Origin of the sequence: Sphingomonas alba (assembly GCF_023516555.1) — a bacterium.
Classification (GTDB): Bacteria; Pseudomonadota; Alphaproteobacteria; order Sphingomonadales; family Sphingomonadaceae; genus Sphingomicrobium; species Sphingomicrobium album.
Genome location: NZ_JAMGBD010000002.1, coordinates 520,051 through 538,923 on the forward strand (window position 1 = coordinate 520,051; position 18,873 = coordinate 538,923).

The 18,873-nt window shown below is 63.6% G+C and carries 21 protein-coding genes; 9 read left to right on the forward strand and 12 right to left on the reverse strand.

Annotated features, from left to right (window positions below):
• Window positions 1-20: 20 nt before the first annotated feature.
• From LZ536_RS12370 to LZ536_RS12380, 3 genes are read left to right on the forward strand one after another with little or no spacing between them, the layout of a single operon-like run.
• The gene (locus LZ536_RS12370; protein ID WP_249849082.1) at window positions 21-3,401 is read left to right on the forward strand and encodes an efflux RND transporter permease subunit; all 3,381 of its coding nucleotides are present in this window, start codon (window positions 21-23) and stop codon (window positions 3,399-3,401) included.
• A gap of 32 nt (window positions 3,402-3,433) precedes the next feature.
• A complete protein-coding gene (locus LZ536_RS12375) occupies window positions 3,434-4,720 on the forward strand; it encodes a DUF445 domain-containing protein (RefSeq protein WP_249849083.1) in 1,287 nt (428 codons plus the stop codon).
• 35 nt (window positions 4,721-4,755) lie between these two features.
• The gene (locus tag LZ536_RS12380) at window positions 4,756-5,136 is read left to right on the forward strand and encodes a GNAT family N-acetyltransferase (protein WP_249849084.1); all 381 of its coding nucleotides are present in this window, start codon (window positions 4,756-4,758) and stop codon (window positions 5,134-5,136) included.
• On the opposite strand, the gene murA is transcribed toward LZ536_RS12380, so the two are convergent.
• The 3 genes from murA to LZ536_RS12395 form a co-directional block, all read right to left on the reverse strand.
• The gene (gene murA, locus LZ536_RS12385) at window positions 5,133-6,416 is read right to left on the reverse strand and encodes a UDP-N-acetylglucosamine 1-carboxyvinyltransferase (protein ID WP_249849085.1); all 1,284 of its coding nucleotides are present in this window, start codon (window positions 6,414-6,416) and stop codon (window positions 5,133-5,135) included. The genes LZ536_RS12380 and murA overlap by 4 nt on opposite strands.
• Window positions 6,417-6,463: 47 nt before the next feature.
• Window positions 6,464-6,805 (reverse strand): ATP-dependent Clp protease adapter ClpS, encoded by a 342-nt coding sequence (gene clpS / locus LZ536_RS12390; RefSeq protein ID WP_249849232.1) that lies wholly within the window; start codon window positions 6,803-6,805, stop codon window positions 6,464-6,466.
• Window positions 6,806-6,948: 143 nt separating this feature from the next.
• Window positions 6,949-7,674 carry a phasin family protein gene (locus LZ536_RS12395; RefSeq protein WP_249849086.1) on the reverse strand — a complete coding sequence of 242 codons (726 nt, stop codon included), beginning with the start codon at window positions 7,672-7,674 and terminating at the stop codon, window positions 6,949-6,951.
• A 125-nt stretch (window positions 7,675-7,799) separates the two neighbouring features.
• Between LZ536_RS12395 and gmk the strand changes: the two genes are divergently transcribed.
• Window positions 7,800-8,450, forward strand: coding sequence for a guanylate kinase (gene gmk, locus LZ536_RS12400; protein ID WP_249849087.1), 651 nt, complete (start codon window positions 7,800-7,802; stop codon window positions 8,448-8,450).
• Here the strand turns inward: gmk and LZ536_RS12405 are convergent.
• From LZ536_RS12405 to LZ536_RS12430, 6 genes are read right to left on the reverse strand one after another with little or no spacing between them, the layout of a single operon-like run.
• Window positions 8,447-9,139 carry an ATP12 family chaperone protein gene (locus LZ536_RS12405; RefSeq protein ID WP_249849088.1) on the reverse strand — a complete coding sequence of 231 codons (693 nt, stop codon included), beginning with the start codon at window positions 9,137-9,139 and terminating at the stop codon, window positions 8,447-8,449. The two genes, gmk and LZ536_RS12405, sit on opposite strands and share 4 nt — an antisense overlap.
• On the reverse strand, window positions 9,136-9,363 hold the full coding sequence (locus LZ536_RS12410; RefSeq protein WP_249849089.1) for a hypothetical protein: 228 nt from the start codon (window positions 9,361-9,363) through the stop codon (window positions 9,136-9,138). Before LZ536_RS12410 ends, LZ536_RS12405 begins: the two co-directional genes overlap by 4 nt.
• Window positions 9,360-10,022, reverse strand: a complete 663-nt coding sequence (locus LZ536_RS12415) for an HAD-IA family hydrolase (protein WP_249849090.1) — start codon at window positions 10,020-10,022, stop codon at window positions 9,360-9,362. The genes LZ536_RS12410 and LZ536_RS12415 overlap by 4 nt, the downstream gene beginning before the upstream one ends.
• Window positions 10,019-11,137 carry an RluA family pseudouridine synthase gene (locus LZ536_RS12420; protein WP_249849091.1) on the reverse strand — a complete coding sequence of 373 codons (1,119 nt, stop codon included), beginning with the start codon at window positions 11,135-11,137 and terminating at the stop codon, window positions 10,019-10,021. The genes LZ536_RS12415 and LZ536_RS12420 overlap by 4 nt, the downstream gene beginning before the upstream one ends.
• A gap of 10 nt (window positions 11,138-11,147) precedes the next feature.
• A complete protein-coding gene (locus LZ536_RS12425; protein WP_249849092.1) occupies window positions 11,148-11,513 on the reverse strand; it encodes a ribose-phosphate pyrophosphokinase in 366 nt (121 codons plus the stop codon).
• Window positions 11,510-12,175: a DUF4893 domain-containing protein gene (locus LZ536_RS12430; RefSeq protein WP_249849093.1), complete on the reverse strand. Its 666-nt coding sequence runs from the start codon at window positions 12,173-12,175 to the stop codon at window positions 11,510-11,512. The genes LZ536_RS12425 and LZ536_RS12430 overlap by 4 nt, the downstream gene beginning before the upstream one ends.
• 133 nt (window positions 12,176-12,308) lie before the next feature.
• On the opposite strand from LZ536_RS12430, the gene rarD reads away from it, so the two are divergent.
• From rarD to LZ536_RS12445, 3 genes are read left to right on the forward strand one after another with little or no spacing between them, the layout of a single operon-like run.
• Complete coding sequence (rarD, locus tag LZ536_RS12435) at window positions 12,309-13,253, forward strand: EamA family transporter RarD (RefSeq protein WP_249849094.1); 945 nt, start codon at window positions 12,309-12,311, stop codon at window positions 13,251-13,253.
• Between the two features lie 21 nt (window positions 13,254-13,274).
• Window positions 13,275-13,496, forward strand: a complete 222-nt coding sequence (locus LZ536_RS12440) for a hypothetical protein (RefSeq protein ID WP_249849095.1) — start codon at window positions 13,275-13,277, stop codon at window positions 13,494-13,496.
• The gene (locus LZ536_RS12445) at window positions 13,493-14,086 is read left to right on the forward strand and encodes a YdeI/OmpD-associated family protein (protein ID WP_249849096.1); all 594 of its coding nucleotides are present in this window, start codon (window positions 13,493-13,495) and stop codon (window positions 14,084-14,086) included. Before LZ536_RS12440 ends, LZ536_RS12445 begins: the two co-directional genes overlap by 4 nt.
• Window positions 14,087-14,103: 17 nt before the next feature.
• Here the strand turns inward: LZ536_RS12445 and LZ536_RS12450 are convergent, their stop codons facing one another.
• Entirely contained in the window at window positions 14,104-14,535 is a 432-nt protein-coding gene (locus LZ536_RS12450) for a GNAT family N-acetyltransferase (RefSeq protein WP_249849097.1), read from the reverse strand.
• Complete coding sequence (locus LZ536_RS12455; protein WP_249849098.1) at window positions 14,535-16,265, reverse strand: PHA/PHB synthase family protein; 1,731 nt, start codon at window positions 16,263-16,265, stop codon at window positions 14,535-14,537. Before LZ536_RS12455 ends, LZ536_RS12450 begins: the two co-directional genes overlap by 1 nt.
• Before the next feature lie 43 nt (window positions 16,266-16,308).
• Here LZ536_RS12455 and LZ536_RS12460 point away from each other — a divergent pair, with 43 nt between their 5' ends.
• Together LZ536_RS12460 and LZ536_RS12465 are read left to right on the forward strand one after the other, a co-directional pair.
• Entirely contained in the window at window positions 16,309-16,929 is a 621-nt protein-coding gene (locus LZ536_RS12460) for a trimeric intracellular cation channel family protein (RefSeq protein WP_249849099.1), read from the forward strand.
• A 37-nt stretch (window positions 16,930-16,966) separates the two neighbouring features.
• The gene (locus LZ536_RS12465; RefSeq protein ID WP_249849100.1) at window positions 16,967-18,142 is read left to right on the forward strand and encodes an LL-diaminopimelate aminotransferase; all 1,176 of its coding nucleotides are present in this window, start codon (window positions 16,967-16,969) and stop codon (window positions 18,140-18,142) included.
• Here LZ536_RS12465 and LZ536_RS12470 read toward each other — a convergent pair.
• Complete coding sequence (locus tag LZ536_RS12470; RefSeq protein WP_249849101.1) at window positions 18,120-18,839, reverse strand: prolyl hydroxylase family protein; 720 nt, start codon at window positions 18,837-18,839, stop codon at window positions 18,120-18,122. The genes LZ536_RS12465 and LZ536_RS12470 overlap by 23 nt on opposite strands.
• Between the last annotated feature and the right edge of the window lie 34 nt (window positions 18,840-18,873).

Sequence of the window (18,873 nt, forward strand, 5' to 3'; positions counted from 1 at the left end):
TTTGAGCAGGACTTAGGTATATGAATTTCCGTAACATTTCGGCCTGGTGCATTCGCAACCCGGTACCGCCGATCGTCCTGTTCATCGGCTTGTTGCTGGCGGGTCTCGTCGCCTTCAACGGCATGAGCGTCAACAACAATCCAGACATCGATTTTCCGTTGGCGGAGATCGACATCTCGCAGCCGGGCGCCGCTCCGTCCGAGATGGAGCAGCAGATCACGCAGAAGGTCGAAGCCGCCGTTCGCGGGGTCAGCGGCGTCGACGAAATCAACAGCACGGTCCGTGAGGGCATCAGCAGCACCAACGTCCAGTTCGAGATCGGTACCCCGACCGACCGGGCCGTCAACGACATCCGCGACGCCATCGCGCAGATCCGCGGCGACTTGCCGGACGGTATTCTCGAGCCGCAGGTCACGCGCATCGATATTTCGGGCGATCCGATCCTGTTCGTCGCAGCCGAGACCACCGACATGAGCCTGGAAGAGCTCAGCTGGTACGTCGACAATACGGTCTCCAAGCGCCTGTTGGGCGTCGAGGGCGTGGCCGCCGTGACTCGCGAAGGCGGCGTCGACCGCCAGATCCGCGTCATCCTGGACCCGGCAGCGCTACAGGCCCAGGGCATCACCGCGGCGCAGGTCAATGCCCAGATCCGCCAAACCAACCTCAACGCCGCCGGCGGCCGCGCCGAAATCGCCGGCTCCGAGCAGTCGGTTCGCGTGCTCGGCAACGCCCGCACCGCTTACGACCTGTCGCAGACCGACATCGCCGTTCCCGGCGGACGAATGGTGAAGCTTGCCGACCTTGGCGAGGTCAAGGACGCCTACTCAGAGCAGCGGACGATCGCCAAGATGAACGGCCGCCAGGTGATCAGCTTCAACGTCCAACGCTCCAAGGGTGCGTCGGAAGTGACCGCATATGACGCTGCCTGGGCCGAATTGAAGAAGATCGAGAAGGACGATCCGCGCGTCCAGTTTCGTGAGATCGTCAATCAAGTCGATTATACCAAGCAGCAGTACAGCTCGGCGATGAAGGGCTTGTGGGAAGGCGCGGTCCTGGCCGTGCTCGTCGTCTTCCTCTTCCTCCGCGACATCCGCGCAACGCTCATCTCTGCGCTAGCCATCCCGCTATCGGCCATCCCCGCCTTTTTCTTCATGAACTTGATGGGGATCACTCTGAACAGCCTGTCGCTCCTGGCGCTCAGCCTGGTAGCCGGCGTGCTCGTCGACGACGCCATCGTCGAGATCGAGAACATCGTCAGACACATGCGAATGGGCAAATCGGCCTGGCAGGCCTCGATGGACGCCGCCGATGAAATCGGCCTGGCCGTCCTTGCTACGACGATGTCGATCGTTGCCGTCTTCCTACCCGTCGCGCTGATGCCCGGCATCTCGGGCCAATTCTTCAAGAGCTTCGGATATACAGTCGTGATCTCGGTGATGATGAGCCTGTTCGTCGCGCGCATGATCACGCCACTGATCGCTGCTTATTTCCTGAAATCTCACGGCGTCGCCCCACACGCAGCGGGCAAGGCGATGGATTGGTACCTGAAGACCCTCAAATGGACGATCGACGAGAGCAAGGCCGAGAAGAGGCTTGCCGCCCTGGGCGATGTCCGCGGCCGCTGGTGGCACTTCGTGATCGCAGGCATTGAAGTCGTCGGGTTGGTAATGCTCTTCACACTCGGCGCGGTCGTCGGCTGGAAGCTGTTCGCCGTTATCGGCCTGCCAGCGCTGGTAAACCTGGTTGTCGCCGTCGCCGCTGGCGGTGCGCTGGCTTATGGTGCTGCCCGCCTAATCGGCTTCATCGTCAGCCGGTTCCAGGGCGGATATTCGCGCTGGCATCCGAGGCTGGTGGCGCGGGCCTACGATCACCGCATCTGGATGGTGGGCGCCGGCTTGTTGACCTTCGCGGTCAGTGCCGTGCTCATGGTTACGGCTGGGATGCAATTCCAGCCGCCGCTCAACGTCGACTATTCCGGTGTCCGCATCGGCCTGCCGCCGGGATCGACCCTGGCTCAGACCGAGGCCAAGGTGGCCCAGGCCGCCGCCATCGTCGAGAAGAACCCGAATGTGGAGCGCGTATTCCAACGCATTTTCGTCGGCTCGGGCAACCTCAACATTGTCCTCAAGAAGGATCGCAAGCAGACGAGCACGGAGTTCGAACGTTCGCTGACGCCGCAGTTGGCGGCGATTCCGGATGCCCGCGTCAATTTCCAGAGCCAGAGCGGCGGCGGCCCGGGTGGGCGCGATATCACCTTGTTCCTGGGCTCGGACAACCCCGAGTTGCTCTACGCGACGGCCAACAAGATTTCGGATGAAATGGCGACCTTGCCCCAGCTTCGCGCGCCGCGCGTCGCCGGCGATCTGGTCCGTCCGGAAATCATCATCAAGCCGCACTTCGACTTGGCGGCCAACCTTGGCGTGACGCCGGCTGCGCTGTCCCAGACAGTGCGCATCGCCACCCTTGGGGACATTGCGCAGAACAGCGCCAAGTTCAGCCTAGCCGACCGCCAGGTGCCGATCACGGTATCGATTTCCGAGAATGCGCGCCGCGACCTGGCGACGCTCGAGAATTTGCCGGTCCCGACGTCGAACGGCAAGTCGGTGCCGCTGAAGTCGGTCGCGACGATCACGTTCGGCTCCGGCCCGACCACCATCCAGCGGACCAACCAGATCCGCCGCATCATTGTCGGCGCCGATTTGGCACCGGGCCTGGTCTCCAGTGATGCCTGGGCGAAGATCGAGCAGCTGCCATCGGTCAAGAACTTGCCCCAAGGCGTCAACCGCCTGACCTTGGGCGACCAGAAATGGCAGGGCGAGTTGATCAAATACTTCTCGATCGCCTTGCTGTCTGGCGTCCTGCTGGTGTTCGCGGTGCTGGTGCTCCTCTACCGCCGCTTCCTGGCGCCGTTCGTCAACATGGGCTCGCTGCTGCTGGCACCGCTGGGCGCGGTCATTGCGCTGCACCTGACCGGCAACCCGATCTCCCTGCCGGTGCTGATCGGCATCCTGATGCTGTTCGGCATCGTCGCGAAGAACTCGATCCTTCTGGTCGACTTCGCCATCGAGATGATCAGCCATGGCATGGAGCGGCACCACGCGATTATCGAGGCCGGCCACAAGCGGGCCCAGCCGATCGTCATGACGACGGTCGCCATGGTTGCCGGCATGCTGCCGATCGCACTCAGCATCGAGGGCGACTCCAGCTGGCGCGCGCCGATGGGCGTCACCGTCATCGGCGGCCTGATCTTCTCGACCATCCTGACGCTGGTGCTGGTCCCGGCTTACTTCAGCCTAGCCATCGACATGGAGCGTTGGCTTGGCGGCAAGTTCACCAAGCTGATCGACAATGGTGAGGCCCACACGCCCGACGCATCGCCGGCGCCGGTTCCGGCGGAGTAGCCTTCACGGCTCAAGGCTCTAAGGTGGGAGCGATGAGCGTCGCTCCTGCGCCCGTTCGCCCGCCGGCCCAGCCGGTCGGTGGCCGCCTGTCCCTTGCCCAGCCCGGCGCGCGCGGGATGAAGATTGCCGCCACCGGCCTGTTGCTGGTGATGGCGACAGTCTTCCTGGTCGCCCGCGCCTACGAGCATGTCTGGCCGTGGCTCAGCTACGTCAAATCGTTCGCCGAAGCGGCGATGGTAGGCGGCCTGGCCGACTGGTTCGCGGTCACGGCCCTCTTCCGCCATCCGCTTGGCCTGCCGATCCCGCACACGGCGATCATCCCGCGAAACAAGGACCGTATCGGCCAGGCGCTGGCGACCTTCCTCAAGGAGAATTTCCTCATCCCGCCAGTCGTCGCGCGACGGATGCGCAATATCGACATCGCCGGAGCGGTCGGCCGGTTTCTGCAAGCGCCCGAGGGGCAAGAAACGCGGATTCGCCAGGGCGCGTCGCGCTTGCTGGCGGATTTGTTCGAGAGCCTCGACGACGAACGGCTGGGTGGGCTGGTCAAGACTGCGCTCTCCAACCGCATCCAGAAAATGGAGGTGTCGCCGCTGATCGGCCGGGCCCTCGCCTCGGCAATCAACGAGGATCGCCATGTGCCCATGCTGGAGGCCGCGATCCGCTGGATGGCGCGGGCGCTGGACGCCAATGAAAGCCTCATCCGCGACATGGTGCACAAGCGCGCCAGTTGGGTGCTGAAGATCGTGTCCCTCGATACCAAGCTCGCGGATTCCATCGTCGAGGGCCTGCGTAAGCTGACGGTAGAGATGAGCACGGATCCCGGCCACCCGGTCAGGCAAAAGGTCGAGCACGCGCTCGCCGACCTTGCCAATGATCTGCAGACCAATGCGGAGACCCGCGCCAAAGTCGAAGCGATGAAGAACGAGCTCATTGCCAACCAGTCGGTCGGCCAGTGGATCGACGCGATGTGGCAGAATGCTCGCCTGAGCCTGATCAAGGCGACCCGCAACCCCGATGCAGCGTTGGCCGGCAAGCTCGGCGAAGTGTTGAGGTCTATGGGTCAGAGCCTGGAGAAGGACGAGCGGCTCCACGACGCCATCAACCAGTTCGCGCGCCGCGCTGTTTCCGGAATGGCCAACAGTTACGGCAGCTCGATCGTGAAGCTGGTCAGCGAGACCGTTCGCGCCTGGGACGCGAAGACGGTGACGGACCGGCTGGAGGGTGCTGTCGGCCGCGACCTCCAGTACATCCGAATCAACGGGACGCTCGTTGGCGGGCTCGTCGGCCTCATCCTCCACGTCCTCGACAAATTGTGATCATTCGAGAAGCCAATACTGGTGACGCAGAGTGCTTGGTCGCACTGATTGGCGAGCTGGAATTCAGCGTCGATGCCGCGGGCGTTGCTGCGAGGCTGCACAGTCTTGCCGAGTGCGGTGAGCCGGTCTTACTTGCAGAGACAGGCGGAGAGGTTGTCGGCCTACTCGACTGGCATGTGATGACGACCATCCATCGACCTCACCCGGTCGGTCGCCTTGTCGCTTTGGTCGTGGCCAAAGGCCATCGCGGGCGAGGGATCGGCAAAGCGCTAGTCGCGGAAGCAGAGCGGCGGATGCGGGCGAGGGGCTGCGAGAAGATGGAGGTCACCAGCAATATGCAGCTGATCCGGGCCCATGAATTCTATGAAGGACTCGGCTTGGAGCGCAGCAGCTTCCGGTTCGCGAAAAATCTTTAACCCGCCGAGCGTCGCTCGATCTGGGCTCCGACCGCGCTCAGCTTCTCTTCCAACCGCTCATATCCGCGGTCGAGATGGTAGACGCGCAAGACTTCGGTATCCCCTTTGGCGGCGAGACCTGCCAAGACCAGGCTCATCGAGGCGCGCAGGTCGGTCGCCATGACTTGGGCCCCCGACAGGCCTTCGACCCCATGCACCAGCGCCGAACGGCCGCGGACGTCGATGTTCGCGCCCATGCGGCGGAGCTCGGGCACGTGCATGTAGCGGTTTTCGAAGATCGTTTCTTCGAGATAGCTTTCGCCCTTGGCGAGGCTGAGCATCGCCATGAATTGCGCCTGCATGTCCGTCGGGAAGGCCGGGAACGGCGCCGTCGACAGCGCCAGCGGCTTCAGCGGACGGTCGGCGGTGACTTTCATCCCCTCATGGTGGAATTCAATGATCAGCCCGGCGGCGGCGAGCGCATTGGTGATCGCAAGCATGTCTTCATGACGTGCGCCGATGAGGTCGAGTTGGCCGCCGGTGATACCGGCCGCGCAGGCGTAGCTGCCGGCCTCTATCCGGTCGGGCATGACGGTGTGGGTAGCGCCGTGCAGCCCTTCGACGCCGTCGATCGTGAGGTGCGACGAGCCAATGCCGTCGATATTGGCGCCCATCGCCACGAGCAGGCGGCAGAGATCGACGATCTCCGGTTCGCGAGCGGCGTTGAACAATTGCGAGCGCCCCGTGGCGAGGACGGCGGCCATCACCGCATTTTCCGTCGCGCCGACGGACACCACCGGGAAGCTGTAGTCGCCGCCGGTCAACCGACCCTTCGGCGCGGTCGCCTTGACGTAGCCGGCGGCCAGCTCGATCTCGGCGCCGATGGCTTCGAGCGCGTGAAGGTGAAGATCGATAGGGCGGTCGCCGATGGCGCAGCCGCCGGGCAGTGACACGGTCGATTCGCCGGCGCGCGCCAGCATCGGCCCCAGCACCAGGATCGAGGCGCGCATGCGGCGGACCATGTCATAGGGCGCGACGGTCGAGGCGATCTCACTCGCCTGCAGCGTCATCTTGCGGCCGTACTCGCCCTTCTTGACGCCCGCGACCGACGTCGAGACTCCGAGCTGGTTCAGCAAATGCGAGAAATTGTCGCAGTCCGCGAGCCGCGGCAGGTTCTCCAACGTCACCTTCTCGTCGGTGAGCAGAGCGCAGGGCATGAGGGTCAGCGCCGCATTCTTCGCGCCCGAAATCGGGATCTTGCCCTTCAGCGGCTTGCCGCCGGTGATGTAGATGGAGTCCATCGCCGCGCCTTAGCGCATCGCGGGCGGCTGGCAAGAATCGCTGGCTGCTAGGCCTTTTCGAGCGTGCACTGCAGCGGGTGCTGATTTTCGCGGGCGAAGTCGATGACCTGCGCGACCTTGGTCTCCGCGACCTCGTAGGTGAAGACGCCGCAGACGGCGACGCCCTGCTGGTGGACCTGGAGCATGACTCGCGTCGCGTCCTCGATGTCCATGGTGAAATAGCGCTGCAGGACCAGCACGACGAACTCCATGGGAGTGTAATCGTCGTTGAGCATCAGCACTTTGTAGTTGCTGGGCTTCTTGGTGCGCGGGCGCGTACGGGTGACGACGCCGGTATCAAGCCCGTCGTCGAGGCCGTCGTCATCGCGGCCGGGCGTGTCGCCCATCATCAGAATCCGTTCGCTCACGTCTTCCTAAAATATGGCATGCGGCGAACGCTTGCCAAGTCTCCCCGCTCCTTTCGGCGCACATAAAAATGCGGCCGCCCCAATCAGGGACGGCCGCACAACTCTGCCTGAGGAGAGGAGGGAGTTCAGGCAGCGATGTCGTTGAGGCGCTCGGCCGTCAGGCTGGCGCGGTTCGAAAGCGGCTGAACCGCTTCGCCGGCGAGCTTGACGAACTGCTCGGTGAGCTTCGAGCTCTGAGCGACCGCACGGTCGAACGAAGCGCGGGCCAGCTCGCCCTGCAGCTGGAAGAACTCGGTCGGCGACTTGACGTCGGCGAGGGTCTTCACAGCGGCCGAAGCCTGCTCGACGCTCTCACGGCCGGTAGCCAGGACGTCCTGGCCGATCGTGCGGGCGCCGCTGGCGGCGATACGGCCGGCCTCGGCAATCGCCTCGACATTGGCCTTGGCGATCTCGGCCAGCTCTTCAGCGGCCTTCTGCGACTTGCGGACGATTTCCTGGCCGCGCTCGCCGGCTTCGGCGAACAGGGTCTGGAACTTGTCGGCGCCCGGAAGAGCGTCGAACGCGAACAGCTTGTTGAATTCGTTGGTCACGGTCTTGATCCTTTCAATCTTGGGCGCAGCCGCCTTGCGGGCGACCTTGGCGCGAACCTTCTTCACTCGGCGCGGAGCAACCTTCTTCGCCACCGGGGCGGCCTTCGGAGCGGCCTTGCGGGCACGCTTGGCTTTCGGCGCAGCCTTTACAATGGGGGCACTGGCCTCGGCGGCCTTCTTGACCGTTTCGGCAACGGCTTCGACGACCTTGGCCGGGGCTTCGGCAGCGGCCGTGGCGTCGATCTTGGTTTCGTCAGCCATTTTGTTCTCCAAATCTCTCATGTTGCAGTGCACAATATAGTGCGCTGCGAAAAAATTCAAGCGTTTTTTGTGCACTGCACAATGGCTGGCTTGACGGGCGCGCCGCCATGCGGGCAAGTGCGCCCATGGAAATCATTGACGAGCCGAATGCACGCCGACGCAGGGGACTCCTGGTCGTCCTCTCTTCCCCGTCCGGTGCAGGCAAGTCGACCATCTCGCGAATGCTGCTGGCGTCCGATCCGGAAGTGACCATGTCGGTCAGCGCGACGACGCGGGCCAAAAGACCGGGCGAGCGAGACGACGTCGACTATCATTTCGTCAATGATGCGCAATTTGACCAAATGGTTGCCGACGGCGAGTTCGTCGAATGGGCTCCCGTTTTCGGGCATCATTACGGAACGCCCAAAGCACCGGTGAAGGCGGCTCTGAAGGCCGGCCGCGACATCCTGTTCGACATCGACTGGCAGGGCACACAGCAACTGCAGGCGGCGATGGGCGAGGATCTCGTCACCATCTTCATTCTGCCTCCGTCCATGGCCGAGCTCGAGCGGCGGCTGCACACGCGCGGCACCGACAGCGAGGAAGTAATCGCCAGCCGCATGGATCGCGCGTCGAGCGAAATCAGCCACTGGCCGGAATATCAATATGTGCTGGTCAACCGCGACACCGCAGAATGTCTTAGCGAAGTGCGCTCGATCGTCGCCGCGGAACGGCTGAAGCGGACGCGGCAGATCGGCCTGGTGACTTTCGTCCGGGAACTGGTGAGCGGCAACTAGGCCAGCAGTTCCAGAAAACTTGCGCCAGCCAGGAAATCAGCCCGTCGGTTCGCCAGCATCGTTACCGCTTCTTCGTCGACGCCCCACTGCTCCATCTGCCAACGCTCGTCTAGCGTGACCGCCGACCACGCGTCCTCGGCGGCAATCGCTTCCTCGACGATCATCAAGGCTGCCACCAGCGAACCGCCAATCGTCACCAGCGGTGACAATCCGGCCAGCCGGAAAGGGTCGAGCGACGCGACGCCATGGCCCAGCTGCTGTACGGTGGACTCTGGCTGCGGCACGTGGGTGATTCCCGCAGTCACCTGAAAGTCGACATCATAGCGCCGCCGTGCCCAGGCCAGCAGGGGGGCCCATTCCCGTTCCTGCTGCTGGGCGAGCGCCTCCTGCGAGTTGGCGCGGTAGCAGAGGAGGTCGCCTTCGCCATATTTGGCGAGGCCGGCAGCAAAAGTGCCGGGATCGGCACCGACTCGGTCGATCGCGGCATTGGCGAGACCCGTCAGCGGCATGGCTCGTGGGTCGATACTTTCGCCAGAGCCGTTCCATTCTCGAGCGATGCCTCTGGCAAGGGCCTCGGTCGGCACAACTAGAGGCTGCCTGGCCGGAGTGCGCAGTGGCTTGCCGTCCAACTCTACCGTCCAGCCACCATCGGCCGCGACGGCACGGGCTTCCTTCCAGAACCTTTTCATTCGTCGCGCTGCTGCCAATGCTTCCGGAGCAGGCGGGGCGCGAATACCGCGTCAATGGCACCGAGAACCGCGATCAGGCTGCCGGCTACCGGCCAGCCGCCCGGGCGGACGAGCCCCGTATAGGCGATGGCGATACCGAGCAGGAAAGTGGCGACGCCGAGCAGCCGGACCAGCATGAACAGCTGGAAGCGCTTGCGCCAGATGTCGTCATTGGCCTGGGTCACGCCGCTTTCTCCACCCATTGCCGGGCAATGCCAAGCACCTCCGATGGCCTCTCGGCAACACCGTGCGCACCCGCGTCGCGAAGCTCGTCGAGGTCGTGATAGCCCCACGCCGCGCCGATTGCGCATGCACCCGCGGCAAGCGCCATGCCCATGTCAAAGCTGGTGTCGCCGATCACGACACTCCACTCGGGCGATGAGCCCGCTTCCGCGATCGCTGCTAACGCCATGCCCGGATTCGGCTTGCTGGGGTGACGGTCGGCTGTTTGCAACGAAACGAAGCGGGCGTGGATGCCATGGCTCTCAAGGCAATGCTTGAGGCCGCGGTCCGACTTTCCCGTGGCGACGGCGAGCTGCCAGCCTTCGGCTGCCAGTGCGTCGAGCAAAGGCAGGATGCCGTCGAAAAGAGGCTCCTCGACCTGCTCACCGGCCCGCATCGTAAAGAAAGCTTCCTTGTAGGTCTTGCTGAGCGCCTCAGGGTTATATTCGGGCGCCAGCGTCGACATCGCTTCATTGAGGCTAAGGCCGATTACCTTGCGGCTAACGCTTGGCGCCGGACATTCGAGGCCGTGAACCTTGAATGCGGCCTCAAGCGCGCGATGGATGGTCGCACCGCTGTCGACCAAGGTTCCATCGCAATCGAAGATCGCCAGCCTGTTCATCTCTTTCCGCCCTTGCGCGGCGGCGGCGATTTCTGGCCGCGTGCGCGGCGCTCACCTTTCCGGGCCCGCCGGGCCGTCTTGGCAGCCGCTGCGGCACGACGGGCCTTGACGACCGGCGTCTTGGCCGGATCGGGCTCATCCAGCGGCAGCATGTCGCCGATAAGCCGATCGAAACCCAAGGTGCCGAGCGACTCCTCGAAATGGGCTGGAAGCTCGGCCTGGCGATCGATGACTCGTCCGTCAGGTCCTTCAATCCGGAGGCGGCGGGCATGGAGATGCAGCTTGCGGCTGATCCCGCCGGTGAGGAAAGCCTCGGGCCCGCCATATTTCGCGTCACCCACAATCGGGTGGCCGATCGCCGCCATATGGGCGCGCAGCTGGTGGGTGCGGCCCGTCAGCGGTTGTAGCTCGACCCAGGCGGCCCGGTTGCCGGCTCGGTCAACCATCCGCCAGCGGGTCTTCGACGGCAGGCCGTTCTCGTGATCGACATGCATCTTCTCGCCGCCCGTGCCCGGCTGCTTGGCGAGAGGCAGATCGATGAAGCCCTCTTCCGCGGATGGCACGCCGACGATCAGCGCCCAATAGACCTTGCGTGCTGTCCGGCCTGAAAAAGCCTTGGAGAAATGACTCGCCGCGCGGGCGGATCGAGCAACCAGCAAGACGCCGCTCGTGTCCTTGTCGAGGCGATGGACGAGCTTGGGCCGGTTGCCGGCTTCGTCGGCCAACCCATCAAGTAGCCGATCGAGATGCTGATGGGTGCGTGTGCCTCCCTGCGTCGCCAGCCCTGGCGGCTTGTTCAGCACCAGAGCGTGCGCGTCGCGGTAGATAACCAGTTCCCGGACGAACGCGGCCTCATCCTCGCTGAGAGGCACGCGCTCCCGTACCGGGCGCGCGGCCTGGTCAGGGACTGCATCGGCCGGCGGCATGCGGATGACTTGCCCTGCTTCGAGACGGTCGCCGGGCGTCGCCTTCCTGTCGTTGACCCGGAGCTGCCCAGTACGCGCCCAGCGGGACACGATATTGAAACTGACGTCCGGCATATTGCGCTTGAACCAGCGATCGAGACGGATGCCGTCGTCGTCCTCGGATACGGTGAAAGTGCGCATGTCGGCCATGCCGGCGCGCTTAGCTTCTCTCCCGCCAATAGTCGAACGCCGCCTTGTGAAGCTTGCGGATCAGCTTTTGTGCCTTGGGCCCTTCCCACAGGCCGGTATAGGCGTGGGCCTTCGCCCCCTCGATCCACCAACCCTGACCGGGAAGGCCGTCGGATTGGCGTACCACCAGCACGGCCAGCTCTGGTTCGCCGCGGCAGGCGGCCTCGTCATCGACATAGGACAGGACCTTGCACAGCTGCCGCATCTTGGGCCGGCTGAAATGATGGCCGAGAAAGCTCAAGACTTCGGAATAGGTGATCGCCTCACCCGCCTTGGCGGCGGCAACCAGGATTGCCCGCACCTCCTGCGGATCGGCAAGCAGCCCTGCTTCGCTCACTTCGGCTGGTCGGCCACCGGGGTCAGCTCGAACACCTGGAGCTTGGCGCCGTCCTGCGGCCAGGGAATGACCAGCCGCCATTTGAAAGGTGCGATCCGCTCGAAGATGCCGGCCATGTCGCGCTTGGGGTCCTCGCCATAGGCCAAGGGCGCGTCCTCATCACCCAGCGCCAAACTGCCAAGAAAGACCAAGCGCTGCGGATTGTCATCCTCCCACAGCCGGCCCGCCGGACGGGTATTGCCGGTCTGTTTGACGATGGTGAGCAAGTCTCCTTCCACCTCGACATAGCAGAAGAAAGGTTTGAACTTTTCGAACGCCGGTTTGCCCTTGCCGGTGCTGCCGAGCCTGACCAGCCGGCAATTGTAGCTGCCGGGGGTTGGTGCTGGCCGAGGCAGCGCCGCGTCGGTCTTGAGAAGCACGCCTTCGTCGCGGATAGCGCTGACGAAATTCGCCTTGCGCGCATCGGCAAGTCCAGCGGCCCAGGCACCCGTGATATTGGCAAGGCGCGCGGCGTCGGCAGTGCTGGCAACGCCCTGCCAGACCTCCCCCTTGGTGGGCGGAGCAACGCTGACGACCGGCTGAGGCTTGTTGGCAGGCTGGGTCTGGCAACCGGCCAGTAGCGCGAGCGCCGATGCAGCTAGAACGAAACGAGCCAGGCCCAAGCGGTTTAGCCCCCCAAAGAAATCACGGTTCCAGACGCACAACGACAATGGCCCTCACGGCGACTGCTTTCAACCAACTTTGAGTTCAGCATGTTCGTTGACTTGGGAACAATGGGCCTTAGGCCAGCCAGCGATGAACCGTGCCCCCTCCCCGACGCATTCCGATGACGCCCGCGCAAAGGTCGGCCTGGTCTTCGGCCTACTCGCCTATGCGTTGTGGGGCGTCCTGCCGATCTACTTCAAGCAATTGGCGGGAATCTCGCCGATCGACATCGTCGCCCACCGGGTAGTCTGGTCCCTATTGTTCCTAGGTGCGCTGCTGTTGGTCACTCGTGGATGGAGCCAGGTTCGCGAGGGCGTCGGGCACAGGAAGACCCTGGCCTTGCTGCTGGTGACTTCGCTGCTGATTGCCGCCAACTGGCTGCTCTATGTTTACGCGGTCACGAGCGGCCACATCCTCGCCGGCAGCCTCGGCTATTATCTCAATCCGCTCATGAACATCCTGCTCGGCCGCTTCATCCTCAAGGAGAGGCTGACGCGAATGCAATGGACCGCGGTCGGCATTGCCGCCATCGGCGTTTCCGTGCTTGCGATTGGCGCGGGTACGACCCTGTGGATCAGCCTGACGCTCTGCGTCACCTTCGCGACTTATGGCCTGCTCAGGAAAATCGTCGCCGTCGACGCCGTTGCCGGGCTTTCCATCGAGACCGCGATCCTCTTCCCGGTGGCGGTTGCTTGGCTGATCTTCAGCGCCTCGTCCGGTCACCCGGTGTTTGGAAACACGCCGGTCGAAGGCTGGCTCCTCGTCCTGTCTGGCGTCGCGTCCACGACTCCCCTGCTGCTCTTCACGTCGGCCGCTCGGCGGCTCCGTTATTCGACGCTGGGGATGTTGCAGTTCGTCGCCCCGACGTTGCAGTTCCTGATTGCCGTGGCGCTCTACAATGAGGAATTCACCAACGCCCACGCGATTGCCTTTGCCTCTATCTGGACCGCGCTCGCGCTTTACGTCACGTCGCTGTTGCGCGACCTGCGCGCCCAGCGCCGGACATCGGCCGTGACCGAATTGTCGGAATCCTGAGCTGGGTGATAAGAGTAGCCCATGCTGAACCTCGTATCCCTCATCATCGGCGCCGTCTCACTGGTCTGCGCCGCGATCGCGTTCCTGCCGCTGCTGGGCTGGGCGAATTGGCTGATCATTCCGCTGGCCGTCATCGGCGCCGGCATCGGCGCGATGAGCCAGGGCAATTCCGGCCGTAACCTCAACATTTTCGTGATCCTCGTCGGCATCGTCCGTTTGATGATTGGAGGAGGGCTGTTGTGAACAGGGATCCGCGCATCGACGCCTATATCGCCAAGGCCGCGCCCTTTGCGCAGCCGATTCTGACCCACGTCCGGGCACGCGTGCGCGCCGTCGCGCCTGAGGCGGAGGAAACGGTGAAGTGGAGCATGCCGAGCTTCACTATCGACGGGAAAATCCTGTGCGGCATGGCGGCTTTCAAGGCGCATGCGACGGTGGGCTTTTGGCGGGGGCAGGAGATGGGCCTCGATCCGTCGCATGAAGCCATGGGGCAGCTTGGCCGATTGACCTCGATCGACGACCTACCCCCCGACGAAGAACTGGATGGCCTAATTCGCAAGGGTGTCGAACTCGCCCACACGGCGCCCGCGCCGCGCAAGACCAAGCACGAGCCCAAGCCGCCGCCCGAGATGCATCCCGACTTCGCCAAGGCGCTGGCGGCCGCTCCGAACTCAAAAGCCGTTCTCGACAGCTTCCCGCCTTCGGCGCAGCGCGATTATCTGGAGTGGATTAGCGAAGCCAAGCAGGACGCCACCCGCCAGAAGCGCATCGACACCGCGATCGAATGGCTCGCGGAAGGCAAGAGGCGTCACTGGAAATATCAAAATTGCTGATGCCGGTGGTGAAGCGATTAGCGTGACATCCGGATTCCGGGACCGAACCGCGTTGCCACAATGCCTTCTTCGCTGAAGCCGCACCGGAAATAGAAATCGAGCGCATGCGGGTTGGCAACGACCATCAGCGCCTTGCCCCTGTGCCGTGCCTCGTTCACCGCCGCGTCGACCAGTTGAGCGCCGATTCCCTGCCGCCACCGGTCCGGCTCGACGAACAGCCCATCAAGCTCAACATGATCGTCTTCCTGGAGGATTGCCGAGAAGCCGGCGATGGCCCCATCGATTTCGGCGACGAACACTTCCCCTCGATCGATCTGCTCGACCGGTAGTTCGATGGCGTCGGGGTTGGCCTCGAGGTGCGGGCGGTCGTTGTCATTCGCGAGCGACGCGCGTCGCTGCAACTCCTCCAACGCCTCCCGTTCTTCGCGCCGCGCCAGCCGGATCAGCATTAGCGCGTCTTCACGTAGCGGCCGGGCGCGTCCTCGATTGCTTTGAGCTTGCCCTTCCCCGGCACGCGCGCTCCGGTTGCCGCCGTTTCCTTGGACGATTGCTTCCGTATCCACGCCAGCCAGTCCGGCCACCAGCTTCCCTTGTGCTCTTCTGCGCCCGCGATGAATTCCTCGAGCGTCGCTGCGTCCTCGTCATTGGTCCAATATTGGTATTTGCCTGCCGCAGGCGGATTGACGACCCCGGCAATATGGCCTGATCCGGCGAGCAGGAAGCGCTTGGCGCCGCTGAAATGCTTCATCGCCTTCCAGACGCTCTGCGGCGGGGCGATATGGTCCTCCCGGCCGGCCTGGATATAGGCGGGTACCGCAACCTTCGTGATGTCGATCGGTACGCCGGCAACCCTGATCCCGCCCGGCTCGATCAGCTTGTTCGCCTTGTAGAGCGTCTCCAAATAGTCGCGGTGCCAGGCAGCCGGCAGGTTGGTGACGTCCCCGTTCCAGTGCAGCAAGTCGAACGGTGCCGGCTCCTGCCCGAGCAGATAATTGTTGGTGACGTAATTCCAGATCAGTTCACGGCCGCGCAGCAGGTTGAAGGTCGCGGCCATATAGCGCCCGTCGAGATAGCCCTTCTCCTTCGTGACCTGGTCGAGCAGGGTCATCGTCTCGTCGCCGAGGAAGAGCTTGAGGTCGCCGGCCTCGGTGAAGTCGACCTGCGCTGTGAGGAACGTGGCGGATTTGACCTTCTTCGTCTCTCCCTTGGTAGCGAGATAGGCCAGGGTCGCGGCCAGCGTCGTTCCCGCGACGCAGTAACCGATGGTGTGCACGGATTCGACGCCGAGCAAATCGCGGATGGTGTCGATGGCGTCGATCTGGCCGTTCAAGACGTAATCGTCGAGATGGATATCGGCGATGCTCTCGTCCGCCGACTTCCAGCTGACCATGAACAAGGTGATGCCGTTCTCGACGCACCAGCGGACAAAGCTTTTTTCGGGCGTCAGGTCGAGAATGTAGAAGCGGTTTATCCACGGCGGGAAGACGACGACGGGCGTCTCCAGCACCTTTTCGGTCACCGGCGTATACTGGATCAGCTGGTAGAGCGCGTTCTCGTAGACAACCTTGCCCGGCGTGGTCGCGAGGTTCCTGCCAACCTCGAACGCGCCCTTCTTGGTCTGCGTCAGCTGGCCGCCCCGGACGTCGTCCAGCATGTTCTTCAGGCCATTGAGCAGGTTCTCACCCTTTGTGTCGATGGTTCGCTTCATCACTTGCGGATTGGTGAGTGCGAAATTGCTCGGGCTCATCGCATCGACGAAGCTCCTGGTGGCGAAGCGCAACTTCTGCCGTGCCTCCTCGTCCAGCCCCTCCACTTCCTCGACCGAGCCGAGAAGCTGGTCGGAAATGGCGAGATAGCTTTCCTTGATTGTCTCGAAGACGGGGTTCTCGCTCCACTCCGGCGAGGAGAAGCGACGGTCTTTTCTCTGCGACGCATCGGCCGTCGAACCAAGCATCTTGCCCCAGGCTTCAAGTCCCTTGCTCCAAGCCTCCGCGCCCGCGGTCATCCACGCCATCGGATCAGCGGCATTCGTCGGAGAGACAGCCGGAAACGGCTGGTCACCGGTCGCGCCCTGCGCCCAAAATTCCATCAGCATCTGCTGGGCCCGGCCCGTAACCCAGGTCCAGTGCTGCCAGTCCTCGAGGCTGGGATAGGGCGGGTTGGTCGTCTCGTTGTTCATGGCGGCCCTTTACGCTGGTCCGCTCAGGATGCGAAATGAGGGAATGAACCCACCGGTCATCCCGCACGACGCGCTCATCTTCCTCGACTATGTCGGCATCGCGGTCTTCGCGATTTCCGGCGCGCTGGTCGCCGCCGAACGGAGGCTCGACTTCGTCACCTTCGTCTTCTTCGCGGTCGTAACCGGAGTCGGCGGCGGTACAATGCGCGACCTCCTGATTGGAGCTCCGGTATTTTGGGTCAGCTCAAACGCGACCCTGCTGATCTGCATCGGCGCGGCTCTGGCGGCCTGGCTTGTCCCCAATCGCCCTTTTGCAGGGCGCGCCCTGCTCTGGTTCGACGCGGCCGGCATGGTCGCCTATGCGATTTACGGGGCTTCCAAGTCGTTGGACTATGGCATCGCCCCGGTTCCGGCATTCGTGATGGGCGTGTTGACCGCCTGCGCCGGCGGCATCATCCGCGATGTCATCAGCAGCGAGAAGACGATCCTGCTGCGCGGCGAACTCTACATCACGCCGGCGGCCCTTGCGTCCGCCCTGTTTGTCGGCCTCCACACTGCCGGCTTCCCAGGCTTCATTACCGCGCCAGTTGCTGCCGCGGCAGGCTTTGTCCTGCGTGGTCTCGCAATCACCCGAGGCTGGTCGCTGCCGACATACGGCCGATGATATTGATGCACTGCACAATCAGCGGCATTCTGTCGCAATGACCGACGACTTTTATCGCATCCAGCGACTGCCGCCCTACGTCTTCGCCGAAGTGAACGCGATGAAGGCTGCCGCGCGAGCGCGGGGCGAGGACATCGTCGACCTCGGAATGGGCAATCCCGACGGGGCGCCTCCGAAGCATGTCATCGACAAATTGGCGGAGGTCGCCGCCAAGCCGAACGCACACCGCTATTCGGCATCGAAGGGCATCCCGGGCCTCAGGAAAGCGCAGGCCGCATATTACCAGCGACGGTTCGGAGTCGAACTCGATCCCCACCGCGAAGTCATCGTCACCTTGGGCTCCAAGGAAGGCCTCGCCAACCTTGCCCAGGCGATCACTGCGCCTGGCGACGTCGTGCTGACTCCCAATCCCAGTTACCCGATCCACCACTTCGGCTTCATCATCGCCGGCGCTTCGATCCGGTCGATCCCCGCAGTGCCGGGTCCCGACTTCTTCCAACGGCTGGACCGGGCCATGCGCTATACCGTGCCGCGGCCAAAGGTGCTGGTGATCGGCTATCCGTCGAACCCGACGGCGCAGGTCGTCGACCTCGACTTTTATCGGCAACTCGTCGAATTCGCCCGCGCCGAAGGCCTGTGGATCATCTCCGACCTTGCCTATGCCGAAATCTACTTTGGCGACACGCCGACCCCTTCGATCCTGCAAGTGCCGGGCGCCAAGGAGGTGGCGGTCGAGTTCACGTCCATGTCCAAGACCTATTCCATGGCCGGCTGGCGGATGGGATTCGCGGTCGGCAACGAGAGGCTGATCGGGGCGCTGACGCGGGTGAAATCCTATCTCGACTATGGTGCCTTTACGCCGATCCAGGCGGCAGCCGTCGCCGCGCTCAATGGCCCACAGGGCTGCGTCGAGGCCAATCGGCAACTCTACAAAAAGCGCCGGGACGTGCTGGTCGATTCGTTCGGCCGCGCCGGCTGGGATATCCCCGTGCCGCAAGCGAGCATGTTCGCCTGGGCGCCGATCCCCGAACAGTTCGGAAACCTTGGCAGCATGGAATTTTCCAAGCGGCTACTGACGGAGGCCGGTGTCGCCGTCGCCCCCGGCGTCGGCTTCGGCGAGGAAGGCGAAGGCTTTGTCCGCATCGCTTTGGTCGAGAACGAGCAGAGGCTCCGCCAGGCCGCGCGCGGCATCAAGAAGATGCTGAAAGGCTGAGAACGAACGGCTTCTCGCGATACCATTTGGTGACGATGTACTTGGTCCCCGCCTCGACGTCGCAGCCCTGGTGCATGGTCCAGTTGTTGGGGCTGCCGTCGGTGATCATGTTGTTCCACGCTAGCAGCATGCCGCGCTTCGGAGTCACCGTCAGGTCGAGATAGGGGAATCGCGTCGCGCCTCCGGCCTCCGGCTCGTTCAGATAGGCCATGGCTGTCCAGGTCCGTTGCCCACCCTGGCGGTCGACCTGCGGCCAATAGGCCTGGTCCACATAGAAGAAGTCCGGGTGCATCCGGTAATGTTGACCAGGCGCATAACGCTGGCCCTGCAGCGGCTCACCGTGGGACGGCTCGGCCTGCAGGAGCGCGTCGATCAGCGTATCGGCTTCGACGACGGCTGGATCATCGGGCGGCAGGTTACAGGTCTGGCTGGTACGATACTCTTCGTAAGCATGACCAACGAACAATTCGGACGGGATGCAACCTCCGTCGGTGAGCGCGACCAGTCTCTCACACAGCCCGGCCTCGAAGAAATCCTCGACAAGGTAGATCTCGGCCTTTTCGGAATGCAGCTGTCGTGCGCCGCGAGCCGCGAGACTCTCGCGGCCCTTGCGGCCCGCCTCGGCACGGTACGCCGAGGTCTGCCAGGAAAATGGCGTGAGCGGTTTGTAAAAGGGCGGCAGCTCTTCCGACGACAATCTCGCCTCCGTTTGCCGGGCCTTATGCCGTCAC

What these genes read in the sequence shown, in the direction of transcription:
- LZ536_RS12395 (WP_249849086.1), bottom strand. Translation starts at nt 7,674, where the DNA reads ATGGCTGACGAAACCAAGATCGACGCCACGGCCGCTGCCGAAGCCCCG.
- LZ536_RS12450 (WP_249849097.1), bottom strand. Translation starts at nt 14,535, where the DNA reads ATGCTGATCCGGCTGGCGCGGCGCGAAGAACGGGAGGCGTTGGAGGAG.
- LZ536_RS12415 (WP_249849090.1), bottom strand. Translation starts at nt 10,022, where the DNA reads ATGAACAGGCTGGCGATCTTCGATTGCGATGGAACCTTGGTCGACAGC.
- LZ536_RS12420 (WP_249849091.1), bottom strand. Translation starts at nt 11,137, where the DNA reads ATGGCCGACATGCGCACTTTCACCGTATCCGAGGACGACGACGGCATC.
- LZ536_RS12465 (WP_249849100.1), top strand. Translation starts at nt 16,967, where the DNA reads ATGACCGACGACTTTTATCGCATCCAGCGACTGCCGCCCTACGTCTTC.
- LZ536_RS12405 (WP_249849088.1), bottom strand. Translation starts at nt 9,139, where the DNA reads ATGAAAAGGTTCTGGAAGGAAGCCCGTGCCGTCGCGGCCGATGGTGGC.
- clpS (WP_249849232.1), bottom strand. Translation starts at nt 6,805, where the DNA reads ATGATGGGCGACACGCCCGGCCGCGATGACGACGGCCTCGACGACGGG.
- LZ536_RS12455 (WP_249849098.1), bottom strand. Translation starts at nt 16,265, where the DNA reads ATGAACAACGAGACGACCAACCCGCCCTATCCCAGCCTCGAGGACTGG.
- LZ536_RS12440 (WP_249849095.1), top strand. Translation starts at nt 13,275, where the DNA reads ATGCTGAACCTCGTATCCCTCATCATCGGCGCCGTCTCACTGGTCTGC.
- LZ536_RS12370 (WP_249849082.1), top strand. Translation starts at nt 21, where the DNA reads ATGAATTTCCGTAACATTTCGGCCTGGTGCATTCGCAACCCGGTACCG.
- murA (WP_249849085.1), bottom strand. Translation starts at nt 6,416, where the DNA reads ATGGACTCCATCTACATCACCGGCGGCAAGCCGCTGAAGGGCAAGATC.
- LZ536_RS12460 (WP_249849099.1), top strand. Translation starts at nt 16,309, where the DNA reads ATGAACCCACCGGTCATCCCGCACGACGCGCTCATCTTCCTCGACTAT.
- gmk (WP_249849087.1), top strand. Translation starts at nt 7,800, where the DNA reads ATGGAAATCATTGACGAGCCGAATGCACGCCGACGCAGGGGACTCCTG.
- rarD (WP_249849094.1), top strand. Translation starts at nt 12,309, where the DNA reads ATGAACCGTGCCCCCTCCCCGACGCATTCCGATGACGCCCGCGCAAAG.
- LZ536_RS12375 (WP_249849083.1), top strand. Translation starts at nt 3,434, where the DNA reads ATGAGCGTCGCTCCTGCGCCCGTTCGCCCGCCGGCCCAGCCGGTCGGT.